The sequence below is a fragment of the Pseudomonas sp. AC112 genome, from assembly GCF_979253545.1.
The window spans coordinates 4,326,677-4,342,225 of record NZ_CEEDCM010000001.1; the positions used below are offsets into that span (position 1 = coordinate 4,326,677).

Sequence of the window (15,549 nt, forward strand, 5' to 3'; positions counted from 1 at the left end):
TCTATGTAATGGACCCGATGTGTTCCTGGTGCTGGGGCTTTGCCCCGGTGGCCGAGGCGTTGGTGGAGCAGGCCCAGGCGGCCGGCGTGGAGTTGCACCTGGTGGTGGGCGGCTTGCGCACCGGCAGCGGCGCGGCGCTGGAGCCGACGACCCGGCGCTATATCCTGGAGCACTGGCAGGCGGTCACCGACGCCACCGGCCAGCCGTTCAAGCGTGAAGGTGCGTTGCCCGAGGGGTTTGTCTACGACACTGAGCCTGCGTGCCGTGCCATCGTCACTGCCCGCAGCCTGGCGCCGGATTGTGCCTGGAAGCTGGTGGGGCTGATCCAGCGCGCGTTTTATGTCGAGGGCCGCGACGTGACCCTCGCCAGCGTGCTGGTGGAGCTGGCCGAGCAGGCGGGCATCCCGCGTATCGAGTTTGCCGGCGCCTTCGACCGTGCCGAGCAACATGCGGCTACCGCGGCCGATTTCACCTGGGTACAAGACCTGGGCATTGCCGGCTTCCCGACATTGCTGGCCGAGCGTAATGGCCAATTGGCCTTGTTGACCAACGGGTATCAGCCGCTGTCCGAGCTGTCGCCGTTGTTGGGTCGATGGCTGGAGCGAGCAACCTGTGCATGATCAGCCTGACAAAGAACCCGGTAAACGCATCGACCGCCTGACCTGGGCGGAAATTCGTCGCCTGGCCCTGCGCCACAAAAAATCCCTGTGGATCGCCAATGGCGTTGCCGTACTGGCAACCCTGTGCAGCGTGCCGATCCCTCTGCTTTTGCCGTTGCTGGTGGACGAAGTGCTGCTGGGCCATGGCGATGCCGCCCTCAAGGTGATGAACCACGCGCTGCCCCTGGGCTGGCAGAAGGCAGCCGGCTATATCGGCCTGATGCTGCTGGTGACCCTGTGCCTGCGCTGCGGCGCCCTGGTGTTCAACGTGGTGCAGGCGCGGCTGTTTGCGCGGCTGGCCAAGGACATCGTGTACCGCATCCGCGTGCGGCTGATCGAACGGCTCAAGCGTATATCCCTGGGCGAATATGAAAGCCTGGGCAGTGGCACTGTCACCACGCACCTGGTCACCGACCTGGATACCCTGGATAAATTCGTCGGCGAAACCCTCAGCCGTTTCCTGGTGGCCATGCTTACCCTGGTGGGCACCTCAGCGATTCTGGTGTGGATGCATTGGCAACTGGCGTTGCTGATCCTGTTGTTCAACCCGCTGGTGATCTACGCCACGGTGCAGTTGGGCAAGCGCGTCAAACACTTGAAAAAGCTGGAAAACGACAGCACCTCGCGTTTCACCCAGGCGTTGACCGAAACCCTGGACGCGATCCAGGAAGTACGCGCCGGCAACCGCCAGGGCTTTTTCCTTGGGCGCCTGGGCCAGCGTGCCCAGGAGGTGCGCGACTACGCGATCCACTCGCAGTGGAAAACCGACGCCTCCAGCCGTGCCAGCGGGTTGCTGTTCCAGTTCGGTATCGACATCTTCCGCGCGGCGGCGATGCTGACGGTGTTGTTTTCCGACCTGTCCATCGGCCAGATGCTCGCCGTGTTCAGCTACCTGTGGTTCATGATTGGTCCGGTGGAGCAATTGCTCAACCTGCAATATGCCTACTACGCAGCGGGCGGGGCGCTGACGCGGATTAACGAGCTGCTGGCGCGCGCCGATGAGCCGCAATACGCCGGTGGCCAAGACCCCTTCACCGGGCGTGAGACCGTCGGCATCGAAGTGCGCGGCCTTAATTTCGGCTATGGCGAAGAGCTGGTGCTCGACCAGTTGAACCTGGCCATTGCGCCCGGTGAAAAGGTGGCGATTGTCGGCGCCAGCGGCGGGGGTAAAAGCACCCTGGTGCAACTGTTGCTCGGGCTCTACACGCCCCAGGCCGGCACGATCCGTTTTGGCGGTGCAACCCAGCAGGAAATCGGCCTGGAGACTATTCGCGAGCACGTCGCCGTGGTGCTGCAGCACCCGGCGCTGTTCAACGACACCGTGCGTGCCAACCTGACCATGGGCCGTGAGCGCAGTGACCAGGCCTGCTGGCAGGCACTGGAAATCGCGCAGCTGGATGCTACCGTCAGGGCATTGCCCATGGGCCTGGACAGTGTGGTCGGGCGTTCGGGCGTGCGGTTTTCCGGCGGGCAGCGTCAGCGCTTGGCGATTGCGCGCATGGTGTTGGCCGAACCGAAGGTGGTGATACTCGACGAAGCCACCTCCGCCCTGGACGCCGCCACCGAGTACAACCTGCACCAGGCGCTGGCGCGGTTCCTCAGTGGGCGTACTACACTGATTATTGCCCACCGCCTGTCGGCGGTTAAGCAGGCCGATCGAGTATTAGTGTTCGACGGCGGTCACATTGCAGAGGACGGTGACCATCAGCAACTGATTGCTGACGGTGGGCTGTACGCCAAACTCTACGGACACTTACAACAAGTGCGTTGATTTAGCCTAGGCTGAGCTATCGGAAGCGGATTTTTGCGTGCGTATCCAGCAGTGCATGTGCAAGGGACTTCATGAAGCAAAAGCGGACTCTCGGAACGCCAAGGCTGTTGGGCATTGTCTGGCCCTTTATCGCCGTCGTACTGTTCCAGGCATTGTTAGGCTGCGTCAGTCTTTATGTGCTCTCGGCGGTGCGTGGCTACGTGGCTGGCGAAAGCCTGTGGTCCAAGGGCCAGAAGGACGCCATCTACTACCTGACCCTCTACGCCGACAACCGCGACGAAGCCACGTACCTCAAATACCAGCAAGCCATCGCCGTGCCCCAGGGCGGGCATGAGCTGCGCATCGCCCTGGACCGCTCGACCCCCGACCTGAGCGCTGCACGCCTGGGCATTCTCAAGGGCGGCAACCACCCGGATGACGTCTCCAGCCTGATCTGGTTGTACCTCAACTTTCGCCATTTCAGCTATTTGGAAAAAGCCATCGAGCTATGGACCGTGGGTGATGGCTACCTGGTGCAACTCGATGACCTGGCGCGGGAGATGCACGGTGCAATCACCCGTGACCAGGTCAGTGCCAACGATGTGCGGCAGTGGAAGGCGCACATCATCGCCATCAACGAAGGTGTGACGCCAGCGGCCAAGGCCTTCAGCGATGCCTTGGGCGAAGGCTCGCGGATGATCCTGCGGCTGCTGTTGATCACTAACCTGGCGACGGCCATGGGCCTGATCGTGCTGGCGTTGTTGCGTACCCATAAGCTGCTGACCCAGCGCCACGCGTTTGCCGACGCACTGCAGGAAGAGAAGGAGCGGGCGCAAATCACCCTGGAGTCAATTGGCGACGGGGTGATCACCACCGACGTCGAAGGCGCCATCACCTATATGAACCCGGCAGCCGAGGCGCTGACCCACTGGAATTCGGCCCAGGCCCAGGGGCTGCCGCTGGCGGCGCTGTTCAAGTTGCTGGACGACAATGCCCAGCCTGACGGCTTTACCTTGATCGAGCATATCGTCAAGGGCCAGCTCAGCGGGGGCAGCGAGCACTCCAAAACCATCCAGCGCCTGGATGGCAGCACGGTGTCGGTGACCCTGGTGGGCGCGCCGATCCGCAGTGCCGGCAAAATCACGGGGGCGGTGCTGGTGTTGCATGACATGACCCAGGAGCGTCAATACATCGCCAACCTGTCCTGGCAGGCGACCCACGACGCCCTGACCGGCCTGGCCAACCGCCGCGAGTTCGAGTTCCGCCTGGAGCAGGTGCTGCATCCTTCCACTCAGCAAAACGGCGGGCGCCATGCCTTGATGTTCCTCGACCTGGACCAGTTCAAGCTGGTCAACGACACCTGTGGCCATGCGGCGGGTGACGAGTTGCTGCGGCATATCTGCGCGCTGCTGCAGTCGGACCTGCGCGAGGGCGACACCCTGGCGCGCCTGGGCGGTGATGAGTTCGGCATCCTGCTGGAGAACTGCCCGCCGGCGGTGGCGGAAAAAATTGCCGAGAGCCTGCGCCATACTGTGCAAAGCCTGCACTTCGTCTGGAAGGGCCGGCCATTCATGACCACCGTCAGCATCGGCCTGGTACACCTGGGGAACACCCCGACCACCCTGGAAACCTCACTGCGCGCCGCCGACATGGCGTGCTACATGGCCAAGGAAAAAGGCCGCAACCGTGTGCAGGTGTACCACGCCGACGATTCTGAACTGTCGCTGCGCTTTGGCGAAATGGCCTGGGTGCAGCGCCTGCACATGGCGCTGGAAGAGAACCGGTTCTGCCTGTACGCCCAGGAAATCTCACCCCTGGGCCACACCGACGGCGGCGATGGGCATATCGAGATTCTGCTGCGCCTGCATGACGAGGCCGGGCGGATCATCCTGCCCGACAGCTTCATTCCGGCCGCCGAGCGTTACGGTTTGATGACATCCCTGGACCGTTGGGTGGTGGAAAACGTGTTCAGGATCATCGCCCGTTGCCTGCTGGAGCGTCCGGGGCGCCCCATGGCCATGTGTGCGATCAATCTGTCAGGCATCACCATTGGCGATGATGACTTCCTCGGGTTTTTGCGTGAGAAGTTTCATACATACAATATTCCGCCGGGAATGATCTGTTTTGAAATTACCGAAACCAGTGCGATTGCAAACTTGGGCAGTGCGATCCGCTTTATTAATGAACTCAAAGCCTTAGGGTGTCATTTCTCCCTGGATGACTTTTGTGCCGGAATGTCCTCATTCGCCTATCTCAAACATTTACCTGTAGACTTCCTGAAGATCGATGGAAGTTTCGTAAAGGATATGCTGGACGACCCGATTAACCGCGCGATGGTCGAAGTGATCAATCACATCGGCCATGTCATGGGTAAGCGCACAATTGCAGAGTTTGTCGAGACACCGCAAATCGAACAGGCGTTACTCGAGATTGGTGTGGATTACGCTCAGGGCTACCTGATTGAACGACCGCAATTGTTTACCTTTGATAGCTTGCAGTGTCGACCTGTGCGGCCGCAGCCTCTGTTATTCAAGGCGCCCGGCACATTCCGCTGAAACATTTGCTGGTCTGTACAATCACACTTAAAAAGGAGCCTTAACAGTGATCGACACATTCATCAGAACCGGCCCGCTTATGGAAGCCTCGAGTTACCCCGCCTGGGCTCAGAAACTGATCCTGGACTGTAGCGAGAGCAAGCGTCGCGTTGTCGAACACGAACTGTACCAGCGCATGCGCGATAACGCGCTCAGCGCCAAGACCATGCGTCACTACCTGATCGGTGGCTGGCCCGTGGTGGAACAGTTTGCCTTGTACATGGCACAGAACCTCACGAAGACCAAATTCGCCCGCCATCCTGGGGAAGACATGGCGCGCCGCTGGCTGATGCGCAATATTCGCGTGGAACTCAACCACGCCGACTATTGGGTGCATTGGGCCCGTGCCCACGGTGTGAGCCTGGAGGAGTTGCAGGCCCAGAACGTGCCGCCGGAGTTGCATGCGCTGAGCCACTGGTGCTGGCACACCAGCTCCGCCGATTCGCTGATCGTGGCCATTGCCGCGACCAACTACGCGATCGAAGGGGCAACGGGGGAGTGGTCTGCTGTGGTTTGCTCCACCGGTGTCTACGCGGCGGCCTTCCCCGAGGAAGAGCGCAAGCGTGCAATGAAGTGGCTGAAGATGCACGCCCAGTACGACGATGCTCATCCGTGGGAGGCACTGGAGATCATCTGCACCCTGGCCGGGATGAACCCAAGCAAGGAATTGCAGGTCGAGCTGCGCCAGGCCGTGTGCAAGAGCTACGACTACATGTACCTGTTCCTGGAAAGCTGCATGCGCCTGGAGAAAGAGAAAGCCCCAGCCGTACTGCGTGAACGCCCGGCGCGGGTCGCCAGCGAAGCCTGATGTCATTCAATGGCGGGGGCTACCCCGCCATTGCCAGGCGGTTGCGGCCTTCGCGCTTGGCCACGTACAACGCGCTGTCGGCCCGGCGCAGCAGGCTTTCGCCAGACTCGGCGGCCAGCAGGGTCGAGCAACCCAGGCTGACCGTCAATTCGATCCGTGTTCCATCCGCCCAGTATTCCTGGTTCTGTGCTGCCTGGCGCAGGCGTTCACCGACCATCGCCGCCGCCTCACGGCCGGTGTTGGACAGCAGGATCAGAAACTCTTCCCCGCCAAACCGAAACACCATGTCCACGTTACGTAACTGGCTCTTGATCGCCCCGGCGACGGCGCGCAGTACGTTATCGCCAGCGGCATGGCCGTGGGTGTCGTTGATGGTCTTGAAGTGGTCGATGTCCAGCATCAACAACGACAGCGGGTTCAGGTGCCGGCGCGCCATGTCGATTTCCCGTTGCAGAGTCTGGTCCATGGCGATGCGGTTGCCGGTCTCGGTCAGCGGGTCGCGCAGGGCGCTGCGGGTGGCGGCGCGGTAAAGCAAGGCGTTGCGCATCGGGTAGAGCAGGGTGGACAGCAGGGATTCGAGCTGGCCGAGTTCTTCTTCCACCAGGCGCTGGTTGCGCCGAAAGATCAGCTCGCCGAGGTGCTCGCCTTCATGGCTCAGGCTGTAGCTCACCGAATGGTGGCCACGATGGCCGAACTCCAGGCGCAGGTCGCTGGCTTGATGGCGGTACTGCAGGGCGTCCAGGGGCACCAGGCGTTGGATCTCGCGGAAGAACACGCCGAGGATGCGCTCCGGTTCCAGGCTGGTTTGCAATTGCTGGCCCAGCTGCTGGCGAAGTTGCGCAAGGGTCGTGGGGCGGCGTGGAAGGAGGGATGGTTGACCAAATCCCAGGCGTTGCAATTTGGCGGTGTCAAAGTCAATTGCGTTGGTCTGGGTAGGTGTTTTCATAAGCGATCGGCCTCTAAGCACATAGCTGTCTTACAGGCTCGATGAGAGTGGCGAGTGCCAAGCGTCTTACTGTTCCGTCAGTTCCGTAAAACATAGGTAACAGTTTAGACCGCTTTGCCAAGGGTTATAACCCCTGGGTACTGCCGCACGTCTTGTCATCGCTTAACCTGCTTGGGTGAGGTTAGAGCGAGATTCATGCCAAATAGGTTCAATCTAATTAAATGGCTTATAAATCAAGCGACTGTTTTTATCGCTAAAAACAGTCGCCGAATGATGACGCCAGTTATTTGGCAACTGAAGGCGGGGCTTACTGTTTTTGCGGATCGAACTGTTTATCGCGAATAAACAACGCAGGGATCACACCGCAGATAAAATACGCGCCGCCCATCACCAAAAAGCCCATGCCGATCGAGCCATGGGACGCCAGGAAACCGATGGCCGCCGGTGCCACTGCCGCACCAATGCGCCCGATGTTATAGGCGCCACCCACTGCCGAGCCGCGAAACTTCGCTTCGAAGCTTTCGGTCATGTAGGTGGCATTGACGCCATAGGGAATCCCGTACAGGAAGCCGAACACCACCAGCATCCACAAGATGTTCTCGGGGCTCTGGAACAACACGATTACCGGTAGGAAGACCGCCGTGCCCAGGGCGCCAAATGCAAACACGGCGCGACGTCCCAGGCGATCCGCCGCCAGCCCTGCGAGGATCTTGCCAAAGATCATCGCCGCATAGGTGCCGACCATGTAGCTGGTCATCGACTTGAAGTTCATCCCCAGCTCGCCTTCCAAGTAGGACGGCATCCAATTGTTCACGCCGTAGTAGCCGAACTGCAGGAAGCCTGCGGTGAGGGCCCAGAGCAGGAACATGCGGCTGGCCTTCGGGTCGCTGAAGATCAATTTGAACATGCCGTCGGGCTTTTTCTTCAGCGCCTGCTGGCTACCAGTGGCTTTCTCCCGGGCTCGCTCGGCCCGTGCGGTCAGCCAGGCCTGGGGCTCGGGGACCAGGCGTTGCATCAGCACGGCGAGGATCACCGGGATGATTGCCACGTAGAACAGCCAGCGCCAACCGTGCTCGGGAAGGATCCAGCCGGCCAGCAGGGTGGCGACGATGTAACCCACCGACCAACCCGCCTGCAGGGTGCCGAGCACGGTGGTGCGGTAGCGGGTCGGCACGTATTCCGCCATCAGCGTATTGCACGCCACATACAGCGCGCCCAGGCCGAGGGAGGCGAAAAACCGCGTGCTCGCGAACTGCCAATAGCTGTGGGTCATGCCCAGGATCGCCGTGCCCACGGAGAACAGCACGATGCTCCACACCACGGTCTTCACCCGGCCGAAGCGATCGCAGGCCCAGCCACCGTAAATGCCGCCAATGGCCATGCCGGCCAGGGTGAAGCTGCCGAGGCTGCCGGCCTCGACGCTGGTCAGGCCGAACTCGGCCTTGAGGCTGCTGAGGCTGTAGGACAGCAGCATCAGGTCTGCGCCATCGATCAACAGGCCAAGGAAGCAGAAGATAAAAACGATGATCCACAGTTTGCTTTTTGCAGGCGACAACGCGCCCGCCGATGCGGCGACTTCCATAACGATACCTTGCTTGTAGTTGTTAGGGCATTGGGTATGGTGGTGCGGTGAGGCTTAGCGTTGCGCCGCGCGAATCATGTTGCGGGCAATCACCAGTTGCTGGATCTGCGTCGTGCCTTCGTACAGTCGGAACAGGCGCACATCCCGGTAGAAACGTTCGATGGCGTACTCGCTGATATAGCCGGCACCGCCATGGATCTGCACGCAACGGTCAGCGACGCGGCCGCACATCTCGGTGGCGAACATCTTCGAGCACGAGGCTTCGGTGCCGATGTCCCGGCCTTCGTCGCGCTGGCGGGCGGCGTCGAGCACCATGCAGCGCGCGGCGTAGATTTCAGCCTTGCTGTCGGCGAGCATGGCCTGGATCAGTTGGAACTCGGCAATCGGTTGGCCGAACTGCTTGCGTTCGATCGCATAATTCAGCGCGTCGCTCAACATGCGCTCGGCTGCGCCCACGCTGACGGCGGCGATGTGCAGGCGGCCTTTGTCGAGGACCTTCATGGCGGTCTTGAAACCCACGCCTTCCACGCCACCGATCAACTGGCTGGCGGGTACGCGCACGTTGTCGAAAATCACGTCACTGGTGTGCGCGCCTTGCTGGCCCATCTTGTGGTCGCGCTTGCCCAGCGACAGGCCTGGCGTCTCACGTTCGATGATAAAAGCGCTGATCCCACCCGAACCCTTGATGCCAGGATTGGTGCGCGCCATTACCGTAAAGATCCCGGCGTGTGGGGCATTGGTGATGAAGCGCTTGGTGCCGTTGATGATGTAGTCATCACCATCGCGCACCGCCGTGGTTTTCAGCGAGGCGGCGTCGGAGCCCGAGTCCGGTTCGGTGAGGCAGAACGAGCTGAGCAGCTCGCCGCTGGCCAGCAACGGCAAGTAGTGTTCTTTCTGCGCATCGGTGCCGTCGAGCAGGATGCCGATGGAGCCGATGCCATTGTTGGTGCCGAAGTAGGAGCGGAAGGCCGGGGAGGTGCGCCCCAGTTCAAAGGCAATAGTCACCTCTTCTTCCATGGTCAGGCCCAGGCCGCCGTAGGCTTCGGGAATGGTCAGGCCGAACAGGCCCATGTCCTGGAACTGGCTGACGATATCCGCCGGGATTTCATCGGTCTCGGCGACTTCGTTTTCCCGTGGGATCAGCGCTTCGTCGACGAACTGCGCAATGGCGTCCACCAGGATATGAAGCGTTTGTGCGTCTCGGATCATGTGCATTCCTCAGCGGCCCGTTCGGCGGGCCTGTTATCGTCGATCTGCCGAGGCCATGCACCGGTCCAGCTAGCGGGTGGCGGCCTCGATATTGTTCACCATGTGCTTGAGGCGTGGGCCGATGTCGTCTTCGAGTTTCTCCCGGGAGAGGTGGAAACTCGGTCCGCCACAGTTGAACGCCAGCAAGCCGTGTTGTGCGTGTCGCAGCGGTACGGCGATGGCGTTGACATCGCGGTGCCACTCACCGATCGACATGCAGTAGCCGAAATCGGTGTAGTCCCGGAAGGCGCGTTCCAGCCCCTTGCGGATCGTCGGCCAGTCCTCCAGATGGCGCTGGCGGATGTGGTCGAGAATGAAATCCCGCTCGTTTTCCGGCATCGCTGCCAGGCAGGCGCGGCCTGCTGAACTCAAGTGCAACGGCAACCGCGTACCCACCTGGCGGCGCATGGTCATATTCGCTTCGCCCTGGACCACATCCAGGTACACCGCGTCGAGGCGGTCCCGGGTGGCCATCGCGACGGCAGCCTGGGCGTACTTGGCCATGGTCTCCATCAACGGGTGCGCCACGGCCCGGATCGACAGGTTCGACAGCATCGCGTAACCGAACGCCATCACGCCCACGTCCAACTGGTACCGGCCCGACTGCGGCAGGTGCTTGAGGTAACCCAAGCGCGTCAAAGTGTGGGTCATGCGGGTGATCGTCGGCTTTGGCAGCCCGGTTTTGCGCGCCAGTTCCTGGTTGCCCAGCACGCTCTCGCTCGGCGTGAAACAGCGCAGCAGTTCCAGGCCACGGGCCAGGGCGGTGACGAACTGGCGGTCCTTGTCTTCCTCCTCATCGTTGTTCATCGGGTCAATCAACAAATGCTCGAAGGCGTTGGTGCCTGTAGGGACGTTTCCTGCAGGAGCTCCGGGGGTGTCCGAGTCCGCGTTTCGACGGCGCATGTTAATCCTCATTTTTTTATAAAATCAACAAAACAAAATAGTATTCCGCACAGCGAAACTAAGCAAATTTTTTATCTGTGATAGTTAACGTCGATAAAACCCTTTAAAACAGCAAGTTATCGATTGTTTTAGTAAGGGTTAGGGTTTTTACGTTTACACGTGCGGGGTCGATACTTATGATTATCGACAAATACGGAATGTTATTTCGCACAGCGAAACTGTAGCAATTCCACTAACAAGAACGTTGTAGCAGGAGTGAATGTGACCAGCGCTAACCCACCCGTAGTGACCCTCGACGTCCAGGACAACGGCGTGGCCGTAGTCCGTATCCATCGGCCCGAGGTCAAGAACGCCCTCAATGCCCAGGTGCGTGAAGCCCTTGCCGAGCATTTCCGCGCGCTGTCCCGGCGCCAGGATGTGCGCGCCATTGTGCTGACCGGTGGCGAACAGTTTTTCGTCGCTGGGGCGGATATCAAGGAGTTCGCCGCGGCGGGGGCGATTGATATGTACCGTCGCCATACCGAATACCTGTGGGAAGCCATCAGCCGTTGCCCCAAGCCGGTGATCGCTGCCGTCAACGGTTTTGCCCTGGGCGGCGGCTGCGAGCTGGCGATGCATTGTGACCTGATCGTGGCCGGCGAATCGGCGCGCTTCGCCCAGCCCGAGGTCAAGCTGGGCTTGATGCCGGGCGCGGGCGGCACCCAGCGCCTGGTGCGTGCGGTGGGTAAGTTCCAGGCGATGCGCATTGCGCTCACCGGCTGCATGGTCAGTGCGAAGGAAGCCCTGGCGATGGGCATGCTCAGCGAAATGGTCAGCGACGACCAGACACTGCCGCGCGCACTGGAACTGGCCGCGCAGATCGCCGCACTGCCGCCACTGGCGGTGCAGCAGATCAAGGAAGTGATGCTGGCCGGTGCCGACCTGCCGTTGGAAAGCGCCTTGGTGCTGGAACGCAAGGCGTTCCAATTGCTGTTCGATTCCAAGGACCAGAAGGAGGGCGCCGCGGCGTTCTTCGAGAAACGCACGCCGCAATACCGAGGGGAATAAGCATGACCGACACCCTGAATACGATGGGGCTGGTGGGCACCGGTGTCATGGGCGCAGGCATTGCGCAAATCGCCGCTCAAGCCGGTGTGGCGGTGCGCCTGTTCGATGCCCGTGACGGCGCTGCGCAAGCGGCGCGGGACCACCTCGACAGCACGTTTGCGACGTTGGTAAGCAAGGGCAAGATCAGCCAGGCGGCGATGGACGCGGCGTTGGCCAACTTGCAGGTGGTCGGCCTCATCGACGAGCTGAAGGGCTGCGACCTGGTGGTGGAAGCCATCGTCGAAAACCTCGACGCCAAGCGCGGGCTGCTGCAACAGCTTGAAAGTATCGTGAGCCCGAACTGCATCCTGGCGACCAACACCTCGTCACTCTCGGTCACGGCCATCGCCACCGGTTGCCAGCGCCCTGAGCGCGTGGCCGGGCTGCATTTCTTCAACCCGGTGCCGTTGATGCGTGTGGTGGAGGTGATCGACGGCCTGGCCACCGCGCCGGCGGTCGGTGACGCGCTGCTGGCGCTGGTGGCGCGGATCGGCCATCGCGGTGTGCGCGCCAAGGACACCCCGGGTTTCATCGTCAACCACGCCGGCCGTGCCTATGGCACCGAAGCCCTGAAGATGTTGGATGAAGGCATCGCCGAGCGCGGCGATATCGACCGCATCCTGCGCGACGGCGCCGGGTTCCGCATGGGGCCGCTGCAGCTTCTGGATCTCACCGGGCTGGACGTGTCGCACCCGGTGATGGAGTCGATCTACAACCAGTTTTATCAGGAGCCACGCTACAGACCGTCGCCCCTGACCCGGCAAATGCTGGTGGGCGGCCGCCTCGGGCGCAAGACCGGCCATGGCTTCTATCACTATGAGAACGGCCAGCTCATCAACGGCCCGCAACCCCAGCCGGTGCCCCGTGTGCAACAGCAGCCACCGGTATGGATCGCCACCGAGAACAGCGAAGACTACGAGCGCTTGAGTGCCCTGGTGATCAACCTGGGCGCCCACTTGGAGCACGCCGCGCAACCCTCGCCCGACGCGTTATGCCTGCTGGCCCCGTATGGCCTCGATGCCACCAGCGCCTGCGTGCGTTTCGATACCGACCCTGCACGGACCCTGTGCGTCGACCTGCTGACGGACCTGTCACGCCATCGCACACTGATGCAAAACCCGCTGACATCCACGGCCATGCGCGACGCGGCACACGCCTTGCTGGCGGCGGATGGCGTGGGCGTCACGGTGATTGGTGACAGCGTTGGCTTCGTGGCGCAGCGCACCTTGGCGATGGTGGTCAACCTGGCGTGTGACATCGCCCAGCAACGCATCGCCAGCGTCGAGGATATCGACCAGGCGGTGCAGCTCGGCCTGGGCTACCCCAACGGTCCGCTGGCGTGGGGCGATGCCCTTGGGCCACGGCGGTTGCTGACGATTTTGCAGCGCATGAGCGAACTCACCCACGACCCGCGTTACCGCCCCAGCCCCTGGCTGCGGCGGCGGGCGATGCTGGGGATTTCCCTGCGCCATGAAGAGCCGACATTCGGCTGATTTCCCAACCTCACAGGATAAGAACAATGGGTGCATTGACAGGTTTGCGGGTGCTGGATTTAAGCCGTGTGTTGGCCGGCCCCTGGTGCGGGCAAGTGTTGGCCGACCTCGGTGCGGAAGTGATCAAGATCGAACGCCCCCAAAGCGGCGACGACACGCGTGGCTGGGGCCCGCCCTGGATGAAGACTGACAACGGCGAGTCGTCCGGCGAGGCTTCGTATTACCAGTCGACCAACCGTGGCAAGTTATCCGTGGCCATCGACATGGCCAGCCCCGAAGGCCAGGAGCTGGTGCGCGCACTGGCGGCCAGCTCGGATGTACTGATCGAAAACTACAAAGCGGGCTCCCTGGCCCGCTACGGTCTGGACTACGCGACCCTGGCAGAGATCAACCCGCGCCTGGTGTATTGCTCCATCACCGGCTTCGGCCAGACCGGCCCGCGTGCCGAAGAGCCCGGCTACGACTTCATCATCCAGGGCATCGGCGGCCTGATGAGCATCACCGGTGAGCGTGATGACCTGCCGGGCGGCGGCCCGCAAAAAGTCGGCGTGGCGTTTTCCGACCTGATGACCGGCCTGTATTCCACCGTGGCAATCCAGGCCGCGCTGCTCAGCCGGGAACGTACCGGTGTGGGTCAATACATTGATATGGCGCTGCTGGATGTGCAGGTCGCAACCTTGGCCAACCAGAGCATGAATTACCTGGCCTCGGGCAAGGTGCCGCAGCGCTATGGCAATGCCCACGCCAATATCGTGCCTTACCAAGTGTTCCGCGCCGCCGACCGCGACTTCATTATCGCCTGCGGCAACGACAGCCAGTTCATTGCCTTGTGCCAGAGCATTGGCCTGCCACACTTGCCGGACGACCCGCGCTTTCGCCGCAATGCCGACCGCGTGGCGCATCGTGAAGCAATCGTCGCGCTGCTTTCGGCGCACTTCCTGGGGCGCAGCGCTGATGAGTGGGTGGCGTGCATCCATGCGTCGAAAGTGCCGGTGGGGGCGATCAATTCCATCGCCCAATCCCTGGAAGAACCCCAGGTGATTGCACGCAACCTGATGGTGAAAATCCCCCACCCCCGCAACCCGGACTTTGCCATGGTCGGCAGCCCGATCAAGCTGTCTGGTACGCCCGTGGAGTATGTGCGGCCGGCGCCGATGCTGGGGCAACACACCGACGATATCCTCAGCGGGCGGTTGGGCCTGACGCCGGAGCAACTGGCCCAACTCAAGGCACGCGGGATCGTCGAGCAGCAGGGTTAGACCAGGGTGGTGCGGTCGATCTGCTCGATGGAGGTGACGCCGGTCAGGGTCATGGCCACGCGCATTTCCTTGGCGAAGATGTCCAGCAGGTTTTCCACGCCGTGCTGGCCATCGGCAGCCAGTGCATAGGCGGTGGCGCGTCCCAGCAGGCACGCCTTGGCACCCAGGGCGAGCATGCGCACTACGTCCAGCCCGGAGCGGATGCCCGAGTCCACCAGCACCGTGAGGTCATCGCCCACTGCATCGGCAATCGGCGGCAAGGCCTTGGCGGTGGACAGTACGCCGTCCAGCTGGCGGCCGCCGTGGTTGGACACGACGATGCCGTCGGCGCCGAAGCTCACCGCGTCCTTGGCGTCCTGGGGGTCGAGGATGCCTTTGATGATCATCGGGCCTTTCCAGAACTCACGGATCCACTCCAGGTCTTTCCAGCTGATCGACGGGTCGAAATTGTTCGCCAGCCAGCCGATGTAGTCTTCCAGATGGGTCGGTTTGCCCAGGTACTTGGAGATATTGCCCAAGTCGTGGGGGCGGCCCATCAACCCGACGTCGAACGCCCACTGCGGCTTGGTCACGGCTTGCAGCATGCGCCGCTGTGCCGCGAACGGCCCCGACATACCCGAATGAGCATCGCGATAGCGCGCGCCGGGCGTGGGCATGTCCACGGTAAACACCAAGGTGGTGACCCCGGCAGCTTGCGCGCGCTCCAGCGCGTTGCGCATGAAGCCACGGTCCTTGAGCACATACAGCTGGAACCAGATCGCTCGCGCGCTTTGCGACGCCACTTCTTCAATCGGGCAGACCGACACCGTCGACAGGCAGAACGGAATGCCCTTGTTCGCCGCCGCCTTGGCCGCCTGCACTTCGCCGCGCCGCGCGTACATCCCGGTGAGGCCGACCGGGCTGAGGATCACTGGCATGTCCAGTGCCTGGCCGAACAGGGTGGTTTTCAGGCTCAGGTTGTCCACGTTACGCAGGATGCGCTGGCGCAGGCTGATCTCGGCCAGGTCCGAACTGTTCGCACGCATCGTGTGTTCGGCGTAGGCGCCGCCGTCGATGTAGTCGAACAGGAAGCGCGGCAGCTTGCGCTTGGCGGCTGCGCGGTAGTCGGAGGCGGACGAGATGATCATTATTTGGGGCTCCACAAGGCAAAGTGGGTTCAGGATAGGCAACTCTCTGGCATGATAAAAACAACTTTTATCGCTGGTAGCCAGTCGCCAAAGG

Annotated in this window: 12 protein-coding genes; 7 read left to right on the forward strand and 5 right to left on the reverse strand. The window is 61.8% G+C overall.

Annotated features, from left to right (window positions below; all coding sequences use genetic code 11):
* Positions 1–17 precede the first annotated feature (17 nt).
* The 4 genes from AC0IYN_RS20065 (at position 18) to AC0IYN_RS20080 (ending at position 5,811) form a co-directional block, all read left to right on the forward strand.
* Complete coding sequence (locus AC0IYN_RS20065) at positions 18–620, forward strand: DsbA family protein (protein ID WP_406597671.1); 603 nt, start codon at positions 18–20, stop codon at positions 618–620.
* Entirely contained in the window at positions 613–2,430 is a 1,818-nt protein-coding gene (locus AC0IYN_RS20070; protein ID WP_099492293.1) for an ABC transporter ATP-binding protein, read from the forward strand. The genes AC0IYN_RS20065 and AC0IYN_RS20070 overlap by 8 nt, the downstream gene beginning before the upstream one ends.
* Positions 2,431–2,501: 71 nt before the next feature.
* Positions 2,502–4,964 carry an EAL domain-containing protein gene (locus AC0IYN_RS20075; RefSeq protein WP_471842817.1) on the forward strand — a complete coding sequence of 821 codons (2,463 nt, stop codon included), beginning with the start codon at positions 2,502–2,504 and terminating at the stop codon, positions 4,962–4,964.
* Positions 4,965–5,043: 79 nt separating this feature from the next.
* Complete coding sequence (locus tag AC0IYN_RS20080; RefSeq protein WP_406597672.1) at positions 5,044–5,811, forward strand: TenA family transcriptional regulator; 768 nt, start codon at positions 5,044–5,046, stop codon at positions 5,809–5,811.
* 19 nt (positions 5,812–5,830) lie between these two features.
* On the opposite strand, the gene AC0IYN_RS20085 is transcribed toward AC0IYN_RS20080, so the two are convergent.
* The 4 genes from AC0IYN_RS20085 to AC0IYN_RS20100 form a co-directional block, all read right to left on the reverse strand.
* The gene (locus AC0IYN_RS20085; RefSeq protein WP_406597661.1) at positions 5,831–6,757 is read right to left on the reverse strand and encodes a GGDEF domain-containing protein; all 927 of its coding nucleotides are present in this window, start codon (positions 6,755–6,757) and stop codon (positions 5,831–5,833) included.
* A 307-nt stretch (positions 6,758–7,064) separates the two neighbouring features.
* Positions 7,065–8,339, reverse strand: coding sequence for an MFS transporter (locus AC0IYN_RS20090; RefSeq protein WP_406597662.1), 1,275 nt, complete (start codon positions 8,337–8,339; stop codon positions 7,065–7,067).
* A gap of 54 nt (positions 8,340–8,393) precedes the next feature.
* Complete coding sequence (locus AC0IYN_RS20095; RefSeq protein ID WP_406597663.1) at positions 8,394–9,548, reverse strand: acyl-CoA dehydrogenase family protein; 1,155 nt, start codon at positions 9,546–9,548, stop codon at positions 8,394–8,396.
* 69 nt (positions 9,549–9,617) lie between these two features.
* Positions 9,618–10,394 carry an IclR family transcriptional regulator gene (locus AC0IYN_RS20100; RefSeq protein ID WP_406597673.1) on the reverse strand — a complete coding sequence of 259 codons (777 nt, stop codon included), beginning with the start codon at positions 10,392–10,394 and terminating at the stop codon, positions 9,618–9,620.
* Between the two features lie 357 nt (positions 10,395–10,751).
* Between AC0IYN_RS20100 and AC0IYN_RS20105 the strand changes: the two genes are divergently transcribed.
* From AC0IYN_RS20105 to AC0IYN_RS20115, 3 genes are read left to right on the forward strand one after another with little or no spacing between them, the layout of a single operon-like run.
* Positions 10,752–11,537, forward strand: a complete 786-nt coding sequence (locus AC0IYN_RS20105) for an enoyl-CoA hydratase (protein WP_214498054.1) — start codon at positions 10,752–10,754, stop codon at positions 11,535–11,537.
* Between the two features lie 2 nt (positions 11,538–11,539).
* Positions 11,540–13,069: a 3-hydroxyacyl-CoA dehydrogenase gene (locus AC0IYN_RS20110; RefSeq protein ID WP_471842823.1), complete on the forward strand. Its 1,530-nt coding sequence runs from the start codon at positions 11,540–11,542 to the stop codon at positions 13,067–13,069.
* A gap of 26 nt (positions 13,070–13,095) precedes the next feature.
* Positions 13,096–14,328 (forward strand): CaiB/BaiF CoA transferase family protein, encoded by a 1,233-nt coding sequence (locus AC0IYN_RS20115; protein ID WP_406597666.1) that lies wholly within the window; start codon positions 13,096–13,098, stop codon positions 14,326–14,328.
* On the opposite strand, the gene lldD is transcribed toward AC0IYN_RS20115, so the two are convergent.
* Positions 14,325–15,455, reverse strand: coding sequence for an FMN-dependent L-lactate dehydrogenase LldD (gene lldD, locus AC0IYN_RS20120; protein ID WP_457238507.1), 1,131 nt, complete (start codon positions 15,453–15,455; stop codon positions 14,325–14,327). The two genes, AC0IYN_RS20115 and lldD, sit on opposite strands and share 4 nt — an antisense overlap.
* Positions 15,456–15,549: the final 94 nt, after the last annotated feature.

Bases quoted from the DNA above. Each gene is read 5' to 3' on its own strand.
- AC0IYN_RS20065 (WP_406597671.1), top strand. From the start codon at position 18: ATGTGTTCCTGGTGCTGGGGCTTTGCCCCGGTGGCCGAGGCGTTGGTG.
- AC0IYN_RS20075 (WP_471842817.1), top strand. From the start codon at position 2,502: ATGAAGCAAAAGCGGACTCTCGGAACGCCAAGGCTGTTGGGCATTGTC.
- AC0IYN_RS20080 (WP_406597672.1), top strand. From the start codon at position 5,044: ATGGAAGCCTCGAGTTACCCCGCCTGGGCTCAGAAACTGATCCTGGAC.
- AC0IYN_RS20085 (WP_406597661.1), bottom strand. From the start codon at position 6,757: ATGAAAACACCTACCCAGACCAACGCAATTGACTTTGACACCGCCAAA.
- AC0IYN_RS20090 (WP_406597662.1), bottom strand. From the start codon at position 8,339: ATGGAAGTCGCCGCATCGGCGGGCGCGTTGTCGCCTGCAAAAAGCAAA.
- AC0IYN_RS20095 (WP_406597663.1), bottom strand. From the start codon at position 9,548: ATGATCCGAGACGCACAAACGCTTCATATCCTGGTGGACGCCATTGCG.
- AC0IYN_RS20100 (WP_406597673.1), bottom strand. From the start codon at position 10,394: ATGAACAACGATGAGGAGGAAGACAAGGACCGCCAGTTCGTCACCGCC.
- AC0IYN_RS20110 (WP_471842823.1), top strand. From the start codon at position 11,540: ATGACCGACACCCTGAATACGATGGGGCTGGTGGGCACCGGTGTCATG.
- AC0IYN_RS20115 (WP_406597666.1), top strand. From the start codon at position 13,096: ATGGGTGCATTGACAGGTTTGCGGGTGCTGGATTTAAGCCGTGTGTTG.
- lldD (WP_457238507.1), bottom strand. From the start codon at position 15,455: ATGATCATCTCGTCCGCCTCCGACTACCGCGCAGCCGCCAAGCGCAAG.